The sequence below is a fragment of the Parabacteroides caeci genome, from assembly GCF_023656795.1.
GTDB lineage: Bacteria > Bacteroidota > Bacteroidia > Bacteroidales > Tannerellaceae > Parabacteroides > Parabacteroides segnis.
The window spans coordinates 41,557-66,162 of the sequence record NZ_JAMOKT010000038.1; the positions used below are offsets into that span (position 1 = coordinate 41,557).

The window sequence follows — 24,606 nt, forward strand, 5'->3', positions numbered from 1 at the left end:
CCGGGTTGTTGAATTTCTGGTCGAATTGTTTAGTCCTGTACAGGTCGATCAACCGTTGGAGACTGGTGGAGATGCTACACAGCATTTTGCGGTAGGCCGCCCGGTTGTCGCCGTTTACTTCGCTGATATAACGGCTGTAAGCGATCTCGGAAGCATACGATGCCGGTTTATGGCTCACGTTGGCAGCTGTGGGATAGGCGGTACGGATCAGGCGGGCGAAGTCGAAAATGCTTTCACGTGTCGAGCGGTATTTGCGGAAACAAAGTCCGCCCTCTTTCAGTTCCACCTTGCCACCGTGCCAATATTCGTTTTTCTTGCCATAGCCGGTGATGCCGAACAGGTTGTTGTGTTCTTTGGCAAGCACGCTCTCGCCCCAGCCCGATTCGATGGCGGCTTGTGCCAGGATAATGACCGGGTTAATGCGGTATTTGCTACCGGCTACATCGGCGTCGGCAAGATAGAGGCTGATAAAATTTTGTTTTGTCATGATCTTTTGGGGATGTAATTAAGTTTATTATTCCTTGATTATTAACTTGTAAATGCATATCTTTATACATTGTTAAACAAGTAAGACGAAGAGTTATGACTGACGAAAAAGAGAAATTCGAACGTGTGTGGGGGTATCAGGAGCTAGCCCTGTTGTACTTCCCCGGCAGCAAGCCCGAATGTGCTTCCGTGCAGCTGCGCCGCTGGATCAAATTGAGTAGTGAATTGACTTCCCGGTTGAGAGACTGCGGATGGAAACCTGGAAGGAAGGTGTTGACCCCCAAGCAAGTGGCTTGCATAGTCGATCACCTGGGGGTCCCTTGACTACTCGATCTCCGGTCTGTCGCTTCCGCTTCCGCTTTCGCCGGACGTTGTGCCGGACGTTGTGCCGGAGGCATAACGTTCCGTCTTGAAGTTTTCGGAAAGCTGTACTAGCAGTTTGCCGGGGCGGAACAGGATGCGGCGGCGTTTGATCAGGTTAGCAGAAAATTCTTTTTCCGTTGTTGCCCCTTGGCTACCCAGCGAGGCTTGGAAATAGCCCAGGTCGCCAACCTGTACGGTCTGCCCTTCCGGCAATTTTTGTTTCAGTACATGGATTACCCCGTCAAGCACCAGTTTCACATCGCCCGGAGTAGCCGCCGAGCGGTCGGCGATGATTTCACACAACTGGTTGGTGTCGCACATGCCCGTCGAGCTGCTTACTGCATAAAATAGTTTGCTACCTTCTGCCGCATTTTTACTCATGTCCTTTTTCAGGACCAAACGATACTTTACTGCCATAATCAGATAAGTTTTAATGGTGAATAACTTTGTTGTTTGTTGTATGATTACGATACAAAGCTACGACACGGCAAAGATGGGCCGTTTGCGATTGTCGGCGGAGGTTTGCGAAGGTATGTGGTTGTTTGGATTCTGTCCGTCAAAACCATCTTTCATCCACAGCCACTGTCCGTTTTGCTTCGCAGGTGACTTGCGAGAGGCGGTTGAGTTGTTTATGGAGGTTGTGTAAGAGGGTAGGGCGGTGTTCCGTCGAATGCGATTGTACCTGCCGACACAATTGGCGGGCTTCACTGATGATTTTTTCTTCGTAATACTCTGTGACGAGTGTCCGGAGCATGACTTCGGGTACAACCCGTGTACCTTCTTCCGTCATCTCTTTCGGCACGCCCGGCAGGTCGGGTAGGGGTGGAAATAAGTCCGGCAGTAACGATTCCAGATAACTGGCAAACACTTCCAACTCTTCCGGAACTTCCTCTTGTAAGGCCAGGCAATGCAGTAAATCAGTGTAATCGCTATCGGCAAACCGCATGTCGTCCGCTTCGAGCATCTGTTCGAGCAAAGATGCCATCGCCGGATGTCGGATACAATAGCCCAACAAGCGGCGTGCCGCTAAGCTGCTTGTTGCCGTTAGATGGTGCAGATAGGTGCGGAATCTTGCTTTCCCCAAGCGTCGGAACAACTCGTCGGGATCTTCGCCACCGGGGATGGAGGTACAGTGTATGCAGAATAGTCGTTTCCGTTCGGTGGCGATCTTTTCAGCGGCATCCTGTCCGGGGCGGTCACCGTCGAGCAGGAGAAGAAGACGGGTGGTATGGCGCGAAAGGATGTCGGCCTGCCCGTCGGCCAGCGCCGTACCGCACAGCCCTACCGTGTTGCAGAATCCGGCGGCGTGCATGGCAAGCACATCCTTATAACCTTCCACCACAAATGCGAAACCTTCCCGACGGATTGCCTCCGTCGCCCGGTGGATTCCGTACAAGGTCCGGCTTTTGTCGAACAGTCCGTTGTTGGCCGAATTGATGTATTTGGGAGACTGGGTGTGTGCCGTGTCAAGGGGGACGTTGTCGATTCGGCGTGCGCCGAACCCTGTCAGTAACCCTTTCTCGTCGTAAATTGGGAAGATGAGGCGGTTTCGCATCGCTTTGAAGGCATCAGGCACGAAAGCCGGTGCCAGCCCGACCTCGAAGCCGAGCCAGGTGGGTGACAGTTCCGAGTGGCCGGAGGCGTAGGGCAAAAGCAAGTTTTTGAATTGGTGATTTTGAGAAAGGGACGATTTAGTGTCGGGAGTATCCTTTCTCTTTTTGTCAGGGGATAAGGGAGGGGGTAGGGGGGGTGTTACAGTTTTACTGCTCATAATGCTTACTGCTTTGGTAAAACTGCACTTTTCCAATCCCATCACCAGCTTGATCACATCACCGCCTGCCCCACAAGCATGGCATTTGAAGAACTGCTTGCCTACGTGGAGCATGAGCGAGGGATGATGGTCGTCGTGGAAGGGGCATAGTATTTTGTAATTGCTACCTGCCCGGTATAGGGTCGTATAACGTGCCGCCACCTGCTCTATCGGGTTGGCGGCTTTCAATTGTTCGGTGTTCATGTCAGTATATTTTTATATGATTGTTAAAAAAAATTTTTTTATTTGGTACTTCAATAAATATACCATATCTTTATACCAAGAAAAATTTAGCGAAATCAAAAACGTAAATTTTTTCATAGTTAAGGTTTATGAAGAGGTCAGTTCGAGAGAATAGACCTTTTTTGTTTTTAGGCGTTCCTCTTGTAAGGCAGAATCTGTGTCAAACTGTTGTTGTAGCGGAAGCGTACTTCGCCTGTCGCTCCGTTGCGATTTTTGGCGACGAAGAGTTGCCCCACGCCTCGCATATCTTCTTTCGTCTGTTTATCGTAATATTCTCGGTATTGCTCCGGCCGGTATACGAACGCGATGCTGTCGGCTATCTGCTCGATCTCGCCTGAGTTGCGTAGGTCGCTCATTACCGGGACATGGTCGGTGCGCGATTCACAGTTACGGTTCAGCTGCGCCAGCACGATACCCGCTACGTTTGCCTCCATGATCAGGTTCTTCAGTTTGCGGCATACGTCCCCCAGTGCCAGATCCATTGTGTCGCGTACCTCGCCTCGTCCGGCCGGGTTTACCTGTATCAAGTTGAGGTAATCCACGATGATCAGGTCGAGTGGTGTGCGTCGGTGCAACGCCATCGTCTTCGCCCGGATCTCTTCGAAGGTGCAGCCGCTGCAATAGTTCATGAACAGCGGCAGTTGTTCCAGTTCTTCGGCTGCCCGTTCCAGTTTTTCCCGGTCGGTAGCCTCCAGTTGTTTGAAACGGAGCTTGTCCGGTTCCACTCCACTCAGCATGCAGAGCAGGCGGCTCACCAACTGGCGTTCCGTCATCTCGAGGCTGAAGAAGCATACCCGTTTCCCTTTGCGTGCCACCGCTAGTGCCGTATGCAGTGCCAATGCCGTTTTTCCCATCGAGGGACGGCCTGCCAGCACCAACAGTTCGCCTCGAAAGAGCCCACCCAGATGGCGATCAAATTCATCGATGCCTGTCGTCAGTTGCTGCATTTCGCCCTTGGCCCGTTGGGCTTGCTCGTCGTAAATCAGGTCAAGGATGCGGCGGCTCACTTCGCCGGCAGCGTGCGTGGTGCTGCTGACGGCAAAGAAATCTTCCAGCTTCTGTACCCCCTTGTGCACTTTGCCGAGCAGCGACACTACGTCGACTGTCGGTTCATGTGCTTGGATCGCATGTTCTTTCATGTCGGCACACAGGCGACGTAGTACCCAGCAGCGCACCACGGCAGCGGCATAGGTACGGATGTGCGAGGCATTGCGCACCGTCAGCAGATGGTCGGCAATGAATCCCAGCCCGCCGAGTTTTTCAGTCTGTTCGGGTTCGAGCAGGCGCATTTCGTTTTCGATGCTCAGCATGTCGATGTCTGCCTCGCGGTCATAGAGGGCTGTCATGGCGCGATAAACTAGGCGGTAATCGGGGTGGGTGAACATGTCGGGTAGCAGTCGTTCGGCCACGTCGGCGATGGCATCGCCTTGCACGAGGATGGCCAGGACGACGGCGCGTTCCATTTCTACTGTTGCGGGGTAAGCATCAAGGGGAGAGGGTAGTTGTTGTTTGTTGATTGTTTCTTTTGTCATGATCGATGTTTGTATTTAAGTGAAACGTTGGTAAATCGGTCTGAAATTCTCTTTGCGATGTTCCGGCAGGTGCTGCCGAGCAGGTGTTGCCGGTGGTGGATTGCTGCCGGCGGTGGGTACCTTCATCCAGTCATCGTAGCCGGTAATGGTGATGATGGTGAAATATCGCATCCGTCGGACAGAGATCACACCATCTGCCTCCATGTTGTCCAACAACGTTTTAAGCCGTGAGCGTGAGATTTGTGTTTTCTCTTCGATAGTGCGGTAGGTTGTGATCCATTCGCCCCGTTTGCCGTAGATTGTGTACGAGTTGACGGTATTTTCTTCGTCGTGTCGATTGGCATGGTACAAGAGGCAGGTATATAATTCTCCGTACATTCGGGAGTATGGCGTGTCGGCATACTTTTTGCTCAGGATGGCGTTAGGAACTTTGAGAAATCCCCATCGAAACAGGTTTTGTTTTGGATTGTCAATGTTTTGCATAAGTCTGTTATTTTAAAATTACTGTTAACAAATATTAGTAGACACGCTTTAAGACAGTTTCTGGACGGCCTTTTCTCTTTCTATATATCTGCTTTTCAGCTTCTTATAAGAATAAAAAAGTCCCGGTGAGACAGGTTTAAGACACTTTTTGAGACGCCTTTTCATTATTATATAAGAATATATATAAGAGAGTAAGATGTTTTTCTAATTTTTCAGTAAAGATACGAGTCGTTGGTAGAAGAACGTCTTCCTTGTTTTTGCTGGTCTTAATAGCTTTTTTACAGCAGGTTATGTGATATGGATGATATAGGGTTGTGCAAAAATGGAGTTTAAAACGGACAAACCACTCTCCCGGGGTGAGTATTTTTATTTGGCAGAATCTTTTTTTTTCATGTCGGTTATCAGTTGTTTAATGGCATTGTGCACAAACTCATAATCCGGATGGACTTCCTTCAGTCGATTTGCCATGCTATCCGTGCTGTATTCCGAACAAAGGATGCAGCTCAGTATCCTGGCCAATTGTTTGATGGTCATGTTGCCTAATATCCCGTACCGCCGCAGTGCGCTCATTAGTTCGATCAGAAACTGTGTCTTCGCCGGATTGTCAATGCGCAAATGGTCGGGTAACACTTCGCTGCATCCGCAAGCCCCTGCCAGTTCGAGTGCATAGAGGGCGAAGAAGTGGTGTTTGAATGCCTTTTCGCGTTTCGTCAACGATTTATTCTCGAGCAAGAACTCGGCTGTTTCGTGCAACAATTCGTTGCGGTCGTTGTGTGCTTCTAAAAATATTAAGTAGGATTTGAATGCTTGTATGTTTCTTCGTTTGATTATTTTTCTTTTCTTCATTCTATTTTATATTGTCGGGAGAGTGGTTGGTTCTGTTTATTTGTGATTCTTGTCTCGGCGGAATGGCATGCTTGTGCCGTTACCTTAGGTTGCTTGTTTCATCGCGGTGGCATACCTGTGCCGGACGGATGGGGAAGGAACCATGCCGGAGGGTTAAAAAGATGTTTTGGTAAATATAGGGGATTTTTAGGAAAAAAAGAAATCGGGAGAAAGATGTCAAGATTGTTTTCATATCTCATGTAGGTGTGTCTTAAACAATGTTAATTAAAATAACCTAAGTAAGGGTTTTGTATGAATAAGTCCTCTTTATAAATGAATTAAAAAATCAATATATCATGAATGCGAAATTGAAAGTTGTTATGTCCTTAGTGACATTAGTTGGTGTAGCTATATTAAATGGTTATCAGTTTTCTCAACAGTCAGGAATAGTTAACTCTTCTTCTTTGATGAAGAAAAATTTGGAAGCTCTTGCAAGTGGTGAACTTGGAAAGGGTTTTTACAAAAACTTTAAGTCGGCTACAGTCTGGTATAATTCAGATGTATCTGGTGGATTGGCTGTTTCTGAAAAGCCATCAGTGTTTGTGTCAGGTAATTGGAAATCAATGATCTGTTGTGTAAATGGAACGGATATGGATGCCTGTAATTTCCTGTTAGAGAATTCTGAATGTGCAAGGAGAGTGGTGAGAAATTCACATGATGAATAAAATGGGTTGTAATGGGAAAATCAACAATATTATTATTTGTCCTATTTTTATTTACTGCTTGTAGTGGCACGAAAGATGTAAAGGAAGATGCTGGCACAATTATCTTAGAGGCAGGTTTTGAGGGAGGAGGTGAAAACACTCCTCTTGTCCTGTCGGAAGTGTTTGATTCAGTTACTTATTTCCCCATCCGTTCGGATGATGTGTTAATCGGCATGATAGGGGATATCAGATATCATAATCATCGCTATTATATATTGGATAGCCAACAAAACATGCTTTATGTAATGGATGAAACCGGCCATATACTTAATAGTATCTCTCAAAAGGGTCCCGGACCAACCGAATATATAACGCTTCAAGGATTTGATGTCAATCCATCAAATGAAGAAATAAGCCTTTACGATAATTCATCGAAACGTATACAGGTCTATTCCAAGGAGGGTACTTATTTAAGGAGTATCCAGGTTGATGATATCATACGAGATTTTGCGGTATTGGATAATGGCGAATATCTGTTTTATACACCCGATTTTATGAAGGGTAATCGCCGGGGGGTGTGGCGGGCCGATAAGGAAGGAAGATTCAAGGAACAGTTGGTAACCATAGACGATAAATTTCTTTATGGAGGGCTTTATCCGAAGTATTTTCGCCGGATTGATGATGCCACGGTCGGTTTGATGGGCACGGAGGATTTTGACCGTATTTATCATATCACGGCAAATTCCATGTCGGTGAAATATAAGATAAAGACGGATCGGGTCATACCTGAAGATCTCCGGTCTGAACCTGTGTTGGATTTTGATAAACATAAAGGGCTTGTTTATACGAAAAATGATTATGTGGAGACAGAATCCTTGATGTCGTTGACGGTAACAGACATGAAGAAAAATATGTTGGTATTTTATGATAAGAATACAGGAAAACATTGGCTGGTAACAGAAGAAAGCGAAATTGTCGATGATATTGATATGTATGTGAAGTCTCAGTTTTGCGGGAATAATTCTTTTATTGGTGTCCTTTATCCGGGTTTTATCCTCTCTTTTACAGCGCTCCAAAAACAGTTTCCGGATATAACGTCGGATTCAAATCCGGTTCTTGTTATAAGCCATGTTAAATGATGGGAATAAAAAATGTAACAATGGGTAAATGGGTATTTTTATCATCTTTGATTATGTTTTCAATTTTGTCTTGTGGCAATAAAAAAGCATTGAATAAGGATTTAGAATTGATGCAATCAAGTCCTGTGCAATTGCCTTTGGGTAATATGGAGTGTTTGATGAATGGTAAGGATACTGTTTTGGAAAATTTTGATGACAGTAAAATGAAGTTGATTATTTATACCGATTCAACAGTTTGTTCTCCTTGTGCATTGAATGAGTTGTATTTATGGAATAGGATAATAAGTACGACGAATATATATGGTGCGAAAATGAAATATTATTTTATTTTCGCACCTAAACGAGAAGAATTGGATATGGTTGAGTTTATGCTTAAAACAAATACTTTCTATTATCCGGTATTTATAGATAAAGCGAATGTATTTTCAGTGAATAATTCTCATTTGCCGTCAAATACAATGTTGCATACTTTTTTGTTAAATGAAAGAAATGAAGTTATTATGGTTGGTAGTCCATTACAAAACGCAGATATATATGATATATTTCATCAAATATTGAAAGATGAATTGTCTGATTAATTATGTTTTTATATTACCTCCAGTAAATTAACCCATTTTCCCATGTAAATATTCTTTCGTTTTTACTAGATTCTTCTTTTAACCTATATAAAGTTCCTTGAGGAATATTTTTGAATGTGATATATTGACCGTTACACTTTTGTACTCCTCCAGATTTCCATCTATTATTCCAATAGAATAGTTCGTATTTGGCATCTTTTTTTAGAGTACTTGGAACGTAAGGGTAATATTGGATACTTGAAAGTAGACAGGGTTTTCCTAGATCAAAACATATGGTTTTGTTTTTTGTTAATTTTCCACAGGAGCCTGTTGTTGATAAATTATCAATTAGATAGTTGATAGGATTTGTTGAGTCAATGGGGTGGAAACTGCCTGAAACATGAATATTGTTTATCGGTTGAATAGAATCTTTATTTTTTTCATAGAATATGATTTCGTTTAATGCAAGTGTATCTTGGTTGGATAATAGGTGGATGTAACGATATTTTTGGAGAATATTCAGATGTATATTGTTCTGCCAATTATCTATAGTATCTGAAAAATGGAAAAGTGTATCATATTGATTGGGTCGATTTTCTATTTTCCCTAATAAGTAAGTGCCTGATAAGTAATTTATATTCTTTTTCCTAGTTGCAATGTCAACTAGGCTATTCGTAGTTGCTAATGTTAAATTTGTTGTTGTTTTTTCTGTTTTTAGGGTTGTCATTTCTCCTTTTCCGTTAAGATAAAAGGGATTGGATGCAGCAATAATTTTACCGTTAATGAAATAAGCCGGCAGATAAACAATATCTTTTCCCATACTTTTGAAGGAAACCTTTTTATTTTGAATCTTTCCCCATTGTATAGGTTGCCAGTTCCCATTACCATATACACAGAGATAACAGTATCGTATCTTCTCGGAACTTTTGTATGGTAGTTTTATATTAATATCAACTGTTTCAAAGTAAGATGAAGAAACATCTATTATATTGGGATTTTTAAAAATAGAAGGTATGTCGGACGGATTTACTTCGTTATCGAAAGCAGGTCCTTCGAGGTGATATGAATAAGTATGTCTGTATATTTTGGGGAGTCGGAATTTACCCCATTTTAAATCGAATGTTTTATTATTATAAAGATTTTTGTATTTCCAAGGATCTTCATCCCAAAAAGGTTCGAAGGGGTATGTTTCTCCGTTTAATACGATTGCGTTCCATGAATGTCCGCTATTTCTGTTTCCCCATGCTGGGACAAAATCGATAACGGTCGGTATACCCATTGTTGTTAGTAGAGTTGCGTTGAACCAGCATTTATGTTCGCAAAGACCTCGTTTTATGAGTTCCAGAGTGGAAATAGAATAGATCGGAGTGTTAATGGCTGCAAAATTGCTATGATTGATTGTTTGATATTTTGACAATAAGGAATCTATTCTTTCTTGGAAGTGAATTGAAGAATCATTAAAAAAGTTACGGTGCCGATAGAAAAACACCTCTCTTGCATTGTCCAATATTAATCCGTCTTGTGTCCTGTATGGTAAAATGTATTCGCAAAATTCCTTGAAAGAAATGTTTTGGGTGTATGAATTTGTTTGCCAAGCATCAAATGCAAGTTCTATTTGTTTTATTAACCAGTTTGCCTTAATGTTCTCTATATCTGCTTGGACCGTATGTTGAGATTCGTGGAAAAAATCAGACGAGTAACTGTCTCGAAGGCTATCAATCGAGTGGATCCATTGGTGATTATATACATCCCAGTGGTACTTTTCGGAAATAGCTCTATGTTTTATATAATAAGGTTTCAGATGATTGATGAGGTTAGAGTCGATAGCATAGTGACCAGGCATATTTTCTAATAGAAATCTGGCAGCTTCTAGTTTGAGTGTACTGTCTTTATAATGTTTTAAAACAGTCAGGATTTCAGGTTTATTGTTTCCGGCATTAGCGATACATTCTTCTAACTTCTTTTCTGAAAGGCTGGAACAAGAAAAGAATAGTAAATGAAAAAAGAAAGGAATGAATATATAGTACTTCATAAAATTAATGTAATTTCAGATAGTCATGTATTTTCTTGTAAGCGGTAGCAATATGGGCTTCCACTGTTTTTGGTGATATGTTTAACAAGAGGGCTATATCTTTTTGCTTGAGTTTGTCGGAAAGGTATAATCTGAATACTTCCCTACATTTTCTTGGCAGGGAGTTGATGGCTTTTTGTATCAATTCCTGTAATTCTTGATCCAGCAGGGTCGATTCCGGGTTGGTATTGTCTGCAATCAACTCTATATTATATAAGTCTAAGGGTGAACAATCAGGAATAGTAGATCTTCTTATATAATGTAAAGCTTGGTTTTTGGTAGAGATGTAGAGATAACTTTCTATATTTTCTATTTTATGGAGTGTCTCTTTTCTATTCCAAATTGTGTAGAAAACGTCAGATACAACTTCTTCTGCTGATTCCTTGGAGGATAGATAGTAGATGGCTATATGGTATAATTGGGGGTAATACATATTAAAAAGCTGGCGAAAGGCCTTTTCGTCTCCTTGCATGATCTTGAAAACCAATTTGTTTTCTTGTTTATTTGATAGGGTATCCATCTTCTTGTTATGACCTCTCTTTGATAAATAGTTAATAGTTCATGTAGAACTAATGCTTTTCCGTTGTAAAAATAGTATTTATTTACATAATATCTAAATAAAAATGATAATAAAACCGTATTAAAGTGTATAAGAAGTATCAACATTACCTGCTTATTTAAAACTTTTCTTTTTGGAAAAAGGATTTTAAGGGAATAACTGGCTATAAACGCCATAGTTCTACATGAACTACGGCATATTAAAGTTAATCAATGTTAATATCGTTGGTGCTGCATTAGGGTTTTTCTCTCTCATTGTCATCTATAAAAACAAAATGGATAACAATGAGTTTGAAAGAAGGATATAAAGGAAAGCATAAAGATTGTGTAAATCGTATTCGCTTTAAGCAGTTGGAGGTTGATGTGGATAGGGTTTATGATGAGTTGTGGAACCGTATCGGAATGCCCGGACGGAGAACAGGCGTTTCTCCAATTTGGAAATATATTTCAGCTGTAGCTTGTATAGCCTTATTGTGTGTTTCTTCTTTTTATATTTGGGATAATTTTCGCTCGAAACCTCTTTCTTATTTAGAAATGACTGCATTGGCGGGGTCGAAAGCCCATATATTACTGCCGGATAGTACAGAAGTATGGTTGAATGGAGATTCGTGGATACGTTATCCGGAATCATTTGATGATAAAAACAGGTCTGTAGAGTTGATTGGTGAAGCCTTTTTTAAAGTTACCAAAGATCAACACCGTCCGTTTCATGTAAATATGGATGGAATGTCGGTACAGGTGTTAGGCACTGCATTTAATGTGTTGGCACAAAAACAGTCTGATGTCATTGAAACGACCCTATTGGAAGGTTCGGTCGCTTTATATAAAAATAGCAATAAAAGTTTAGTCCCCGACCGGGTATTGGTCCCGGGTGAACAGGCTGTATATAGTAGGCAAAGTGGAGAAATAGAAGTTCAGTCGGTCCAAACATCTTTTTATGCTTCATGGGTTACGGGTGACTATGTATTTGAAAATAGTACATTCGGACAAATAATCCAGGTGCTGGAACACTCTTTCAATGTGAAAGTTCATCTGAAGGATAGGTCGTTGGAAGATGTTTGTCTGACGGCCCGCTTTACGCATGGCGAGTCGTTGGAAGAGATTTTATCGGTCCTTCAGATTTCAATGAAATATAGATATACCATTAAAGATAAAGATGTTTTTATTGAGTAGATATTGTATAACCTTAAAAGTATAAGCCATGAATAGTACTTAAAAAAATTAGAAAGAAATTGGGAATGCTACCAACATTCCCAATTTGATGCTTACGCATAGATCATTTAATTAACACGGCAGCTACCAACTGCCTTAGTAAATAATCATTTAGAGTTTGCAAATGTATGAATAAACATTTAATCAGAGTGTTACAGAGCTATAAAAAGGCTTTGCTGGGGATTAATATTCCTCAAAAAACACAGAATCGAATCTTTGTTATTATGAGATTTTCCATATTGTTCTTTTTCCTGAGTATCTGGGGAGCGACGGCAGCTTCTTCGTATTCGCAGGTTACAAAACTGAACCTCGATATGAACGGGACTGTCCTGGAGGTAATTAAGGCTATCGAAAGCCAATCTGAGTTTACTTTCGTTTATAAACAGAATGAAATAAATCTGGACGAAAAAGTTTCAATCGATTTAGAAAATAAAACGATATCAGAAATTCTGGATGTCTTATTACGAAATAAGTCATTGGGTTATAAAATAACGGACAGGCATATTGCCTTGTTTAAAAAAGCCGAAATCCAACAGGAATCGAAAACGGTGGTTACCGGACAGATTCTCGATGAATTCGGGGAGCCGGTCATTGGTGCCAATGTCTTGGTTAAAAATGAAGAGGGTGTAGGTACAACGACCGACATGGATGGTAAGTTCACTTTGGACTTGGAAGGATATAAGGATCCGGTATTGGTTATTTCATTTATCGGCTATACTTCACAAGAGGTGGTAGTAGGGAAAAAACGGACTCTTAATATTACCTTGAAGGAAGATTCCAAGGCACTGGAGGAAGTTATCGTTGTCGGTTATGGTAAAAATTCCAAACGCAACCTTACATCCGCGGTTTCTACGGTCAATACCGATAAAATAAAGAACGTCCCGGTTGCGAATGTGACGGATGCGTTGGCGGGTCGTGCTGCCGGTTTGATCGTTACCTCTGCCGGGGGTGGTCTGAATAAGAAGTCAACAGTCTCTATCCGTGGTGGCGGACAACCCATTGTGGTTATTGACGGGTTTGTTTCAGACTATAACGACTTCGTGAACCTGAATTCTGACGATATTGAGTCGATGTCTGTTTTGAAAGATGCTGCAGCTGCTGCCGTATATGGTGCACGTGCCGGAAATGGTGTATTGGTCGTGAAAACGAAAAACGGGTTGAAAGGGCTTCACGTCGATTATAGTTTCAACCAGAACTGGAGTGAACCTACTTACTTGGAAAAGAAGCTGAACTCTTATGAACGTGCCGTGTTTGATAACACCGTGCGTGATTTGTATGGTTTGGAACCTCGTTGGACGGAAGAGGAAGTAGAGAAATATCGTACAGGCTCTGATCCGTATAATTATCCGAATGTAGACTGGCAAAAGATTATGCTTCGTAATTTTACTCCTGAAACAAAGCATTCTTTAGCTGTACGCGGAGGTTCTGATTTTAATAAGTATTATATCTCTTTCCAGGCATATAACCAGAAATCTATGTATAAGGCCGATACGGAATGGTTTAAGAGATACAATGTCCGTATGAACGATGTGTCTGAGTTTAAAGATTTAGGATTGAAACTGACTTTTGGGTTGGATGGTTATATTTCCACCATGCGTTCACCGCGTTCTCAATATTCTTCGGGATATTGGCAGACTTGGGGGCATATACAGAATCAAGGACCGATGTCATTGGATCGTAATCAAGATGGACAGATTTATGTGGGTTATGACAACCCGTTGGCAGAAGTTTCGCCTGAATCAGGTTATACGAAATTTGACAGTAAGATGATTACCGGGCTTTTCAATGCAGAATGGGATGTCTATGGCGTTGAAGGATTGAAATTGAAAGTTGGCGGTAATTACCGTTATGGCATGTATGATAGTAAAACATGGAATAAGACTGCGCCCCAATATGATTTGGAAGGGAATAAGGGACCGGACTTTCCGGTTAGTTTGAATTATTCGACGGATTATGCACGCATGTGGACTACGCAGTATTTCGCTGATTACAACCGTTCTTTTTTGGATGAGACACATAATGTTTCTGCTACACTGGGATACGAACAGAGCTATAGTTTTTATAGAGCTTTTGATGCTACACGTAAAAATTATATTTTCATGATCGACCAAATGGGAGCCGGTCCTTCTGATACGATGGAAAATGGAGGTAGGGAGGAAGAAGCCGGACGTGCCGGTTTGGTTGCCAGGGCTTCTTATAATTATAAAAAGAAATATTATATAGAAGGTTCACTGCGCCATGATGGTAGTGACTTATTCCCGAAAGACCGCCGTTGGGGTAATTTCTTTGCAGGTTCAGCTGCATGGGCTGTGTCAGAAGAAAGTTTCTTCCAACCTTTGAAAGAACGTAATATATTGAATTTCTTTAAACTTCGTGCAAGTTATGGCCAGGTAGGTATGGACAATATTAGTCGGTTCAGTTATTTGACTTCTTATGGGTTGAATGAACGAGGATACGTATTGGATGGTAAAATAGTCCCGACATTTAGTGAAGGGGCATTAATTAGTGACGATATAACATGGTATACATCAAACTCATTGGATTTAGGTTTTGATTTTAATACATTGGGAGAACGTTTGGCTGGTAGTTTTGACTATTTCTACATGAAGACAACCGGTTATTTGACTTCTCCTTCTAATGTGGGATATACCGATCCGTTGGGCTTGTCGCTTCCGAAAGTGAAATCGAATGGCGAACATCGTCGTGCCGGTTATGAGTTCAACCTCTCTTGGAAAGACCATTTCGGAGATTTTAATTATGAAGTAGGTGCTAATTTTACCTATTTCGACCAATTGGTGGCTACCGCATGGGATGAAGATTTGGCTGACCAAAAGAACCCGTACAAAAGAAGAACACAGCAGACGGGATATTGGGGTGTCGGATATACCAATTTAGGGTTCTATCAAAATTCGGATCAGGCGTTGAACTTACCTCGTCGTGATGGTTCCAGTAATTTGGTTGCCGGAGATATTATTTATAAGGATATGAATGGGGATGGATTTATTGATGGTGCCGACCAGTGGCGTATTGGTAAAAACAACTTCCCTCGTGGTAACTATGGTATATATGCCAATCTGTCTTACAAAGGTTTTTCTGCCAATATATTGTTCCAAGGAGCTACATCGCGTGATATGTATATTGAAGATGTAGTGCGTGGACAATCAACCGGTGGTTACACGGTCGTTTATCCTTATCAGTTGGATTACTGGATGCCAGATAATCGAGATGCCAAATATCCAAGAATCGCCATGAATTCGAATGTGAATGGAAATAACAACTATGTGCAGTCTGACTTTTGGTTAGTGAATGGCCGTTATATTCGTTTGAAATCACTTCAAATAGGTTATGATTTTCGTACTGTATTGCTGAAAAACGTGAAGTGGCTTTATAAATGCCAAGTCATGTTAAGCGGACAGAACTTGTTTACTATTTCTCCTGCTACGAAATATGGTTTTGACCCGGAAAATGGTAGTACGAATAATTATGATTATCCGATGCAACGTGTGTATTCTATTAGTTTGAATCTAGGATTTTAATAAAAAATAATACTTATGAAATTAACAAATATAGTATCATTGGCTTTCCTGATATTTTTATTCGGGATGATGTCTTGTAATGTATTAGATACCGAGCCGTTTGAAAGTTATGATGAAGCAACTGTTTGGGGATCTAAATCAACGGCTGATGCTTTTGTTACAGGAACGATGAGTAGTGTGATGTATGGTTATGTGGACGGGAACCAGACTACTTGGGAACAATATACTTCCAATGCAGTCCATTCTAATGGTGGAATAGGATTTGTTCGTGAAACGATGGACCGGTATGATAATTCGGGCGGATTCGGCAATTTCGGTACGATCCGTCGTTGTAACTTGATCATTGAAAAAGCGGCAGAATATACAGGTCAGGGACTTTCGGAGGCTGAATCAAAAGAGTTGGTTGCAAAAGGTAAATTGTTACGTGCTCTGACTTATTATCAACAGGCTCGTACCATAGGACGTTTTGTATGGGTAGACCGTGTGTTGGCTCCGGCCGATACGGCTAGCAACGGCTTGATGATGCCTACCACGAAGAATACGACTGAAAGTTATACCTATATCCTGAACGACCTGGATGCAGCTATCCCGGATCTTCCGACAAGTGTAAAAGCAGGCGAATTGTCTCGCAATATGGCTAATGCATTCAAATCGGAAATCGCTTTGCAGGCAGCTGCTTACGAAACGGATGCCAATAAGAAAAAAGAATGGTTGAAAGCGGCTATCACAGCTGCTGATGCTGTCGAAGGGGCTTCATTGGCTACTAGTTTCGGGAATATATTCAACGAAAATGACCGTTATTCGAATGAGATCATTTTTGCTATTTACCGTGACAAGGCAAATACAAATACCGATTATATTTCCACATTGCAAAATGTGATGCCGAATACGAATAATGACAATTTGATCAAGAATGGTTGCGGCCCGTTGTTTAAGACAAATGGCGGCCAGCCTTTTATCGGTTGGTTATGGTGGGCTCCGACTCAAAATCTTGTAGATTGTTATGAAGTGATTGACGAGACGACGGGACAAGGTGCTGCCTGGAATGAATCATCTCAATTTAAAAATAATGTTACACTTGTTCAAGGGGCGGCTCCGGACTGGGCGATCGAACAGGAAAAGGCTGAGGTTTTGTTTTATGGTAACGTGAAAGGGGATAAGTTGATGAACGAAATCATGTATAACAACCGTGATGCCCGTTTCTACGATACGTTTGTGTATGATGGATGTACTTGGTGGAATGAAGATATTCAACTTACTGTAAATGGTAACCTGTGGCGTAAGGTGAATGGTGGATTAGGTCCTCACATGGGATTGACTAATTATTACTGGAAGAAGGGGGTTTACAATGTACAACCTCGTGTGTTGGCAGGTACACCGACTGATTATCACTACGTGGTGACTCGTTACGGACGCGTTTTACTGAATAAGGCTGAAGCTATCTTATGGTTGGCTGGCATGGGTGAAGGTAACTATGCGGATGCGGTCGCTATTTGTAATCAGACCCGTACTGTTCATGGTAAACTGCCTGCTAAACAGGTGAACAGTTTGGAAGAGGCTTGGAAGTTCTATAAGCAGGAACGTCGTTGTGAACTGCCGATGGAGAATGATTATTATTGGACATTGCTGCGTTGGGGTAAACACGGTGGTTATGCCAACAATGGGGTAGCTCCGGGTGGTAAGATTGCCGGATTTACGGAAATACCGACTTATATCGAAATCACGAACGACCGCAAGTCTTTCTATGTCGGCAAAGTTACACATGGTGATAACGATATCCGCGAGTTCCGTGAAGACCGTCGCTATCTGCTTCCTATCCCGCAAGGGCAGATCGACCGTAACCCGAACTTAGGCCCTCAGAATCCAGGTTGGTAATCGATGATTAATCATTAATACAAATGAAGTATGAAAAAGAATATGATAAAATTGATAAAGAGTAGTCTGTTGTTAATGTTTGCGTTAGTTTGTTCTTCTTGCCTGAAAGGCAATTTGGACGACCTGCCGGCATTTGAGGAAGCAAATATCACGGATGTGAAGTTTGACTTTCGTTATAAAGATGTGACTGATGTATGGATTGATGGTGAACCGGTGGTAAAGGTGGTAACCTTGACGGTCGGTGATAAGGTTATCAATCCGGAAACAGGGACGGTTACTTGTACGGTTACGGTACCTGCTGCCAGTGGTTCTTTTACGGAAGAGATCCGAAATATGGTATCATTGACTAACTTGGTCGGCAAGTTCAATCTTTCTACGGCTGCGGTTATAGCTCCGCAGGACGGAGCTCCGACATTAGGTACTCCCGGTGATTTTTCTACTACACGCAGATATGTGGTGACAGCTGCTAATGGTACGAAAAAAGATTGGACGATTCAAGTTACAGCTTTAAATAAGTAACTATATTTGCCCTTAGATCTGAAATCCTGAGGCTGTCCGTGTCTCTATATAGATCGGACAGCCTTTTCTATAATGTACTAATGTAAAATGAAGAAGATGATGAAAACTCATTTTTGGTTATTGTGTTTTGTATGTTTGTTCGTTAACCATTCATTTTTTTCCCAGGGAATTTCGAACGAATCCTGGCGGAATATCACCGGAGAGAAATACGACTGGACGAAAACGATGCGTCCCGAACAACCTTATATGCATCCGTACCATCAGATGCAAGTAATGAAGATCATGTTGTCTTATCCGGATGAAAAAGGCGATCCAGTTATTTGTTATACTTTCGAGCAGGTCTTGTCTTTGGTTAAACAGATGGATGCTGTAACGAGAGGACTTCCGAAGACATTGTATCTGGTCGGATGGCAATATAACGGGCATGACGATAAGTATCCTGCCTGGTTTGAAGTGAATAATCACTTGAAAAGGGAATGCGATGCTACCGGGCGTGAATCATTGTTGTGGCTGGCGAAAGAAGCGAGGAAATACAATACTTATATTAGCGTCCATGTGAATATGACGGATGCATATGAAGACAGTCCCCTTTGGGAAGAATATCTGTCCAAAGGTTTTATTTCCCGGAATACGGATGGAACACCGATGCAGATTGGAGTTTGGAATAACCGTAAAGCCTATCAGGTCTGTTATAAGAACGAGTGGGAGAGCGGCTATGCAGTAAAGAGGATTGATGCTTTGTTGGAACTATTGCCTTTTATTCAGGAAGCCGGATCGATTATGATAGATGCTTTCTTTGTGCGTGACAATCCTTATGAAAAGATCTCGTGGGCGGAAGAAGAAAACTATCAGCGAAGAATATTCCGGTATTTCAGAAGTAGGGGTATTGATGTCACCCACGAAAGTTTTAACCGCTTGCGGGAAGGAAAGGACCTGTTTATCGGCTTGACTCCCTGGTATCTGTGGTTTGAAGCAACAGAGGACGATTATATGAAATATCCGGCTTACCTTACCACAGGAGGGGCTTCGTATCTCTTTGCCAAACAATTTCCCGACCTGACCAAAGAACAGCTCCAACTGGGTTTCCTGTTCGGTATGAGCGGCCGGGGAGAGGACTGTTTCGGAGAGATAGACAATGGCTCTTTGCCTATAGCCAACTGGATCGATAAATACCGTTACCAGTTTTATACCGGAACACTTCCTTATGTTTACCTGAACCGTTATAAACGGGAAAAGCTGACCGGAAAAGGAGAAAACCGCATGGCTTATTATAACGACAACCTGATCGTATCCCTGAAAGATTCGACGATTACTCACCATAAACGGTTGCTGAGAGATAAAGACGATCTTTTTATGCCGGTCCTGTGGCGTGCCGGTCGTGAATATATGGCTTATTCCGTAAAAGGATACGAAAGTAAGGTCTGGCAATTGCCTACTGACTGGTCGGATGTGCATAGTGTAGATATTTATAAGATTACTTCTTCCGGTATTTTCTATAAAACCAGTATTGCGTGTGAAGACGGATATATTCGTTTTTCTCTTGAGCCGGATGAAGCGGTCTCTATCTTTCCGTCTACCGGACAATACAAATCTGAATTGTAATACACTTAAATTCTAACTTCATGAAACGTATATTATTTTTTGTACTATTAACCTGGGTTGGATTATCCTGCGGAAAAACATCCTCTCAGGCACCATATCCTTATGGCGTTGCCGAGAGTCCGTGGAATGAAGCCTTAGGTAATCATAGGGCTGTATTGACTGTCGATGAACCGGCGGAAGCTGTTATGCTTTCTTTCGATTGGAGACGTCCGGATAAAGAAGTCGATAACCGTCGTTTTCTGGTCGTGAATGCTGTAACGGGTGATACGATTTCCAATATTAAACGGATAGCGGTCGACAACGAACAATGCAAACTGATTTTTGGTCCGGTTAAAACGAAAGGCACTTACTATTTTTATTATTTGCCTTACCTGGTACAACCCGGATATGGAAATTATAACCGGGGATATTATCCCAAGGAAGATGCTCCCGACCGGCAATGGGTTGAGACTTCTGCTTCGGCTGGTCAGTTACCGGAAGCAAAGATTGTCCGGGTGGAATCGCGTACGGATTTCGATAGTTTTTATCCGATGGAGATTATTGCTTCTGCAAAGGAAAAGAATGATTATCGAAAAGCCCATCCCGGACGCTTTCTGGTTTTTCCTGAAGACCGGACTTTCCCGATACGAATGAAATCCCAGGTGCCGTATAAATGGTTTCAGACAAACGACCATTCTACATTCAAGGCTACAGCGATGCCAAACGAATATTATACTTTCCAGTTGGGGGTATGGAATGGTAAGGATGATTTGAAAAGTATCACGTATAAAACGGAAGGTTTGAAAAGTGGTAACCATATAATCCCGGCGAAAGCAATTACCTGCTTCAATCTGGAAGGCGTGAATCCGGTAGGAAAACCCTTTACGAAGATAGTGGGTGTTTCTTCTGATGCTGTTCAGCCACTTTGGTTCGGCATTGATTTGGAAGAGAACCAACCCTCCGGCACCTATAAAGGGGTGATTGCTGTTTCTGATGAAACGGGATATTCCGTTCCGGTAAATATAGAACTGAAAGTAAGCGGTAAGCCATTGGCCGACCGGGGAGATAACGAACTTTGGCGTCATAGCCGTTTGCGATGGCTCAATTCTACGCTGGGTATTACGGATAAACCGACAAGCGGCTATACTGATTTGTCTTTGGATGATAATCGTATTTCTTGTCTGGGACGTACTGTCGGTATCGATATGCAGACAGCTTTACCTTCTTCGATCGATTCCTGGGGGCATGAGTTGCTGGCTTCTCCGGTACGCTTTATCATTCAAACGTCTTCGGGTGAAAAGAAGTTGAACGGGACAATTGAGCAAACCGGCTTGTCGGAAGGTAAAGTTTCCGGTAGCTGGAAAGCTGAAGATGACGACCTTGCGTTGACTTGTCATGCAACAATGGAGTTTGACGGTTGGATTAATTACATTTATTCTATAGAACCCAAAAAAGAGTTGCAGGTTAAGGATATCCGTCTGGAAATACCGCTGAAAAGTGAAGCCTCCCCTTATTTTATGGGACTGGGGCTACCGGGGCAGGAAACGCCGGCTACCTATTCGGGCGGTTGGGAGACAAAAGGAAAGACGGTTCATGATTATGCCGTTTCTATTCCTACTTCCAAAAGTACCTCCTGGCTATGGCCTTTCGACAGTTTCTGGTGCGGTTCCGAGAAAGCCGGTATCCATTGTGAATTGCGCGGAGCCAGTTATACCGGACCGCTTTTGAATCTATATCGACCTGCTTATCCCGAAAGCTGGTACAATAACGGTAAAGGCGGTTTCCGTATTCAGCGCAACGGAAGTCGTACACTTGCTACTGCTTACAGTGGAGAACGTACGCTCAACGCCGGAGAGAATCTGACATTCGATTTTGCGTTGCTGATAACTCCTGTCAAAAAACTGAATGCTCACAGTCAGTTTGCCGACCGTTATTACCACAATGGCGGAGCTCCGACACCGACTGAAGAGAATTTAAAAGCCGGCATCAAGATTATCAATGTCCATCATGCTAATGAATTGAATCCGTTCATCAACTATCCGTTTATCACAGCGACCAGGATGAAAGACTTTGTGAACGAATGGCATGGCAAAGGTTGTAAGGTTAAGATTTACTATACTATCCGTGAACTGACGAATGTCGTCCCGGAGATATGGGCGTTGCGCAGTTTGGGGGATGAAATCCTGCAAGGTGGCAGAGGGGGTGGTTTCCCCTGGTGCCGGGAGCATTATGTAACGGATTATACCCCTCAATGGTATCAGCATCTCGATGACCAACATTTGGGGATTGCAGCCGATGCTTCTGTCCTGACAGCTACCGGAGATTCCCGTTGGTACAATTATTATATAGAAGGGTTGGCCTGGATGGTAAAACATGTCGATATCGACGGTCTTTACCTGGATGATGTCGCTTTCGGTCGTGATATGCTGAAACGTATGCGTCATGCGATGGATGATGTGAAGCCGGGGTGCATTATCGACCTGCATTCGAATACCGGGTTCTCGCGTGGTCCGGCCACTCAATATGCGGAGTATTTCCCGTATGTGGATAAAGTTTGGTTCGGTGAAAGTTTCATGTACGATGAGATGTCGCCTGCTAACTGGCTGGTGGAAGTTTCCGGTATTCCGTTCGGCCTGATGGGAGATATGTTGCATGGCGGTGGTAATAAATGGCTGGGTATGCAATATGGCATGACGGTTCGCCAACCTTGGGTGACGGAAGGAGTTTCCTGTGATCCGCGGTATATTTGGCAATTGTGGGATGATTTCGGAATCATGGATGCAAAAATGATCGGTTTCTGGGAAGAAAAGCCGGCAGTAACCTCTTCCGATAAAGAGGTGAAGGTTACGGCCTATGTCAATGAGGGGAAGACTTTATTATCGCTTGGTAATTATTCCGGTGATAAGAAACAGGTGAAATTGACTATCGACTGGAAACAATTGGGTCTGAACCCTTCTTCTGTCCGTATGGTTGCCCCGGCAATTACAGATTTTCAGGAAGCTCGTGAATTTACTCCGGATGAATCGATCCCGGTTGATCCAAAGCGAGGATGGTTGATTATTATTAAATAAAAGGACTTATTATCATGAAAATATTCTATTATATTCTAACAATCTTTTTCTTTTTGTCATGTAGCGATCAGAGGGCACTGGAGCGAATAGAGATTCAGTTGGATAAAGAGACTCTTAATCCGGTGCGTAATCCGGGTGAACGGGGAACGATCCGTATTATCGGTTGTGATTCGAAAGGTAATACATGGGATATTCCATTGTCTGATGTAGCCTTATCCGTTCGCACCGTCAATGCCAGCGGGAATGTCGAGGTTGCTGCTTTGTCCGGTGACCAGTTGATTCCGAAAGATGGCGGATTGGCAGAAGTTACGGCTGTTTATCAGAAAGACGGAACTACTTATTCGGCTAAAAAGAAAGTGGTCGTGACTCCTTATTACCGTGACTATCATCAGACGCTGGTATTGAAACTTTTTATGGGGTATGATGGTGAACTGAATGAACCCGATCCGAATAATGTGATCTTTCAGCATAAAGACCCGTCCCGTCTCTGTACGTTCGCAGAAGCATTGGACGTCGTAAAACGGGTAGATCACCTGACACGCGGTATTCCTAAAATTATTTATCTGGTCGGTTGGCAGCGTGGTGGTCATGATCATCTTTATCCCGACTGGAGCATCGTCAACCCTAAGCTGAAACGCGAAGAAGATGCTACAGCTCTAGAAAGTCTCCGTTGGCTGATCCGTGAAGCACGTGCTTATAATACGACTATCAGTCTGCACATCAATATGGTCGATGCTTTCGAGGAAAGTCCTCTTTGGGATACTTATATCAAAAATGATATTATTGCACGTGATGTCAATGGAAACCTGAAATCCATCTGGGAATATGTCAAAGGACATAGAGCTTATCATCTGAGCTATACGAAAGAGTGGGAGAAAGGCTTCGCCAAAACCCGTGTCGACAACCTGATCGAGATGGTTCCCGAACTAAAGGAAGGCCATACCATTCATATCGACGCTTTTATGGCTTACTGGCAACCGGAAAACCGTCCGTTAAGTCCTTGGCATGCCAAACCGGAGAACGGAGGTATCGATATGTATAAAGAGGTGGAAACACAGCGGAAGATCTTTAAATACTGGCGCGAAAAAGGATTCGATGTTACCGGTGAAGGTATTTTCTGGGCTCATCCGGCAGGTGAAGGTTTTGTCGGCCTGCAACCTATGTCGTGGTGGTTTCCGGCGGATATAAACTTCCAGATGGAAGTCCCCGAACGGTTATCGGCAAGGGGACGGACACATCGGGACGGACAAGGTGATTTTCGTTTCGGTTCCAGTATGCAAGGTGAGGAGATTTTTCAGAAAGACAAGGATAATCTTCCCGGTTTCCTGTCTCAGTTCTGTACGATGACGTTGCCTTGGTATTATCTGAGTCGTCTTGAACGTGTTGCTTTTATCGATGACGCATTGTATTACAGTGATGGTGTTGTAGCCTGTGTGGAAGATGGAAAGAAGATCATCCGCAAAGGCGATTTTATCCTGCGTGAAAACGACAACCTATTTGTCCCCGCTCTTTGGAACGAGAACGAGATCATCGCCTATTCCGCAGAAGGCTACGATAACCGCAGCTGGCGAATGCCGGAAGGTTGGGAAAAAGTCAGCTCTGTGGATATATATTCCATAACTATGAATGGTTCGACATTGAAACAATCCGCAGTGCCGGTGAAGAATGGCCTTCTTATGCTGACGTTGGAGAAAGAGGAAGCGGTTTCGATTGTTCCGGCAGGGATACCGTTACATTAATTCTATAAAAATAATCCTTGGATTATTGCAGAATGATTCAAGGATTATTACTTTTGTAAAATCAAATAAATCAGTATTAATATAAAAAATCTTAGCTATGACAAAAGAAGAGAAGGAGGAGCTTATCCGACAGAAAGAGAACCTGAAATTATTATTTGAATTTCATACAGGAAATCGGGTAATAAAGAAGGAACCGGAATTTGAGCAACATATTAATGATATATTGGATATGATTGCGGAAATAGATGAGATATTGAAATCTGAGTAAAAACAAAATCCCAACAAAAGGGAATTAAACTTAT

19 protein-coding genes and 1 pseudogene are annotated in these 24,606 nt (G+C 42.6%); 12 read left to right on the forward strand and 8 right to left on the reverse strand.

The window, feature by feature from the left end:
- Positions 1–49: 49 nt before the first annotated feature.
- A pseudogene (locus tag NBH15_RS18070) lies at positions 50–487 on the reverse strand (glucosaminidase domain-containing protein); the annotation flags it as partial.
- Positions 488–582: 95 nt separating this feature from the next.
- Between NBH15_RS18070 and NBH15_RS18075 the strand changes: the two are divergent.
- On the forward strand, positions 583–810 hold the full coding sequence (locus tag NBH15_RS18075) for a DUF4248 domain-containing protein (RefSeq protein ID WP_010802715.1): 228 nt from the start codon (positions 583–585) through the stop codon (positions 808–810).
- Here the strand turns inward: NBH15_RS18075 and NBH15_RS18080 are convergent, their stop codons facing one another.
- The 5 genes from NBH15_RS18080 to NBH15_RS18100 all read right to left on the reverse strand — a co-directional run bounded on the left by NBH15_RS18080 (position 811) and on the right by NBH15_RS18100 (position 5,763).
- Complete coding sequence (locus NBH15_RS18080) at positions 811–1,266, reverse strand: HU family DNA-binding protein (RefSeq protein WP_250823227.1); 456 nt, start codon at positions 1,264–1,266, stop codon at positions 811–813. It abuts the gene before it with no gap.
- A 139-nt stretch (positions 1,267–1,405) separates the two neighbouring features.
- On the reverse strand, positions 1,406–2,863 hold the full coding sequence (locus tag NBH15_RS18085; protein ID WP_250823228.1) for a CHC2 zinc finger domain-containing protein: 1,458 nt from the start codon (positions 2,861–2,863) through the stop codon (positions 1,406–1,408).
- A gap of 167 nt (positions 2,864–3,030) precedes the next feature.
- Positions 3,031–4,434 (reverse strand): replicative DNA helicase, encoded by a 1,404-nt coding sequence (locus tag NBH15_RS18090; RefSeq protein ID WP_250823229.1) that lies wholly within the window; start codon positions 4,432–4,434, stop codon positions 3,031–3,033.
- Between the two features lie 15 nt (positions 4,435–4,449).
- Positions 4,450–4,917, reverse strand: coding sequence for a hypothetical protein (locus NBH15_RS18095; protein ID WP_128134294.1), 468 nt, complete (start codon positions 4,915–4,917; stop codon positions 4,450–4,452).
- Between the two features lie 366 nt (positions 4,918–5,283).
- Positions 5,284–5,763 (reverse strand): hypothetical protein, encoded by a 480-nt coding sequence (locus NBH15_RS18100; RefSeq protein ID WP_250823230.1) that lies wholly within the window; start codon positions 5,761–5,763, stop codon positions 5,284–5,286.
- A 335-nt stretch (positions 5,764–6,098) separates the two neighbouring features.
- On the opposite strand from NBH15_RS18100, the gene NBH15_RS18105 reads away from it, so the two are divergent.
- Genes NBH15_RS18105 through NBH15_RS18115 form a run of 3 tightly spaced genes read left to right on the forward strand, consistent with a single transcriptional unit; the run spans position 6,099 to position 8,163 of the window.
- Positions 6,099–6,467 (forward strand): NVEALA domain-containing protein, encoded by a 369-nt coding sequence (locus tag NBH15_RS18105; RefSeq protein WP_250823231.1) that lies wholly within the window; start codon positions 6,099–6,101, stop codon positions 6,465–6,467.
- A gap of 11 nt (positions 6,468–6,478) precedes the next feature.
- On the forward strand, positions 6,479–7,585 hold the full coding sequence (locus NBH15_RS18110; protein WP_244050960.1) for a DUF4934 domain-containing protein: 1,107 nt from the start codon (positions 6,479–6,481) through the stop codon (positions 7,583–7,585).
- On the forward strand, positions 7,582–8,163 hold the full coding sequence (locus NBH15_RS18115; RefSeq protein ID WP_244050961.1) for a hypothetical protein: 582 nt from the start codon (positions 7,582–7,584) through the stop codon (positions 8,161–8,163). Before NBH15_RS18110 ends, NBH15_RS18115 begins: the two co-directional genes overlap by 4 nt.
- 13 nt (positions 8,164–8,176) lie before the next feature.
- Here NBH15_RS18115 and NBH15_RS18120 read toward each other — a convergent pair whose 3' ends face one another.
- A complete protein-coding gene (locus tag NBH15_RS18120; RefSeq protein ID WP_250823232.1) occupies positions 8,177–10,174 on the reverse strand; it encodes a hypothetical protein in 1,998 nt (665 codons plus the stop codon).
- A 4-nt stretch (positions 10,175–10,178) separates the two neighbouring features.
- A complete protein-coding gene (locus NBH15_RS18125) occupies positions 10,179–10,733 on the reverse strand; it encodes an RNA polymerase sigma-70 factor (protein ID WP_250823233.1) in 555 nt (184 codons plus the stop codon).
- Between the two features lie 323 nt (positions 10,734–11,056).
- On the opposite strand from NBH15_RS18125, the gene NBH15_RS18130 reads away from it, so the two are divergent.
- The 8 genes from NBH15_RS18130 (at position 11,057) to NBH15_RS18165 (ending at position 24,572) form a co-directional block, all read left to right on the forward strand.
- Positions 11,057–11,944 (forward strand): FecR family protein, encoded by an 888-nt coding sequence (locus NBH15_RS18130; protein ID WP_250823234.1) that lies wholly within the window; start codon positions 11,057–11,059, stop codon positions 11,942–11,944.
- A gap of 263 nt (positions 11,945–12,207) precedes the next feature.
- Entirely contained in the window at positions 12,208–15,519 is a 3,312-nt protein-coding gene (locus tag NBH15_RS18135; RefSeq protein WP_250823235.1) for a TonB-dependent receptor, read from the forward strand.
- A 15-nt stretch (positions 15,520–15,534) separates the two neighbouring features.
- Positions 15,535–17,394, forward strand: a complete 1,860-nt coding sequence (locus tag NBH15_RS18140) for a RagB/SusD family nutrient uptake outer membrane protein (protein ID WP_250823236.1) — start codon at positions 15,535–15,537, stop codon at positions 17,392–17,394.
- A gap of 30 nt (positions 17,395–17,424) precedes the next feature.
- Positions 17,425–17,913 carry a DUF5018-related domain-containing protein gene (locus tag NBH15_RS18145; protein ID WP_244050964.1) on the forward strand — a complete coding sequence of 163 codons (489 nt, stop codon included), beginning with the start codon at positions 17,425–17,427 and terminating at the stop codon, positions 17,911–17,913.
- Positions 17,914–18,009: 96 nt separating this feature from the next.
- The gene (locus tag NBH15_RS18150) at positions 18,010–19,515 is read left to right on the forward strand and encodes an endo-alpha-N-acetylgalactosaminidase family protein (RefSeq protein ID WP_250823237.1); all 1,506 of its coding nucleotides are present in this window, start codon (positions 18,010–18,012) and stop codon (positions 19,513–19,515) included.
- A gap of 20 nt (positions 19,516–19,535) precedes the next feature.
- Complete coding sequence (locus NBH15_RS18155; RefSeq protein WP_244050966.1) at positions 19,536–22,565, forward strand: glycoside hydrolase domain-containing protein; 3,030 nt, start codon at positions 19,536–19,538, stop codon at positions 22,563–22,565.
- A gap of 14 nt (positions 22,566–22,579) precedes the next feature.
- Positions 22,580–24,304 carry an endo-alpha-N-acetylgalactosaminidase family protein gene (locus tag NBH15_RS18160; RefSeq protein ID WP_250823238.1) on the forward strand — a complete coding sequence of 575 codons (1,725 nt, stop codon included), beginning with the start codon at positions 22,580–22,582 and terminating at the stop codon, positions 24,302–24,304.
- 97 nt (positions 24,305–24,401) lie between these two features.
- Positions 24,402–24,572, forward strand: coding sequence for a hypothetical protein (locus NBH15_RS18165; protein WP_224265474.1), 171 nt, complete (start codon positions 24,402–24,404; stop codon positions 24,570–24,572).
- The last annotated feature ends 34 nt before the right edge of the window (positions 24,573–24,606 follow it).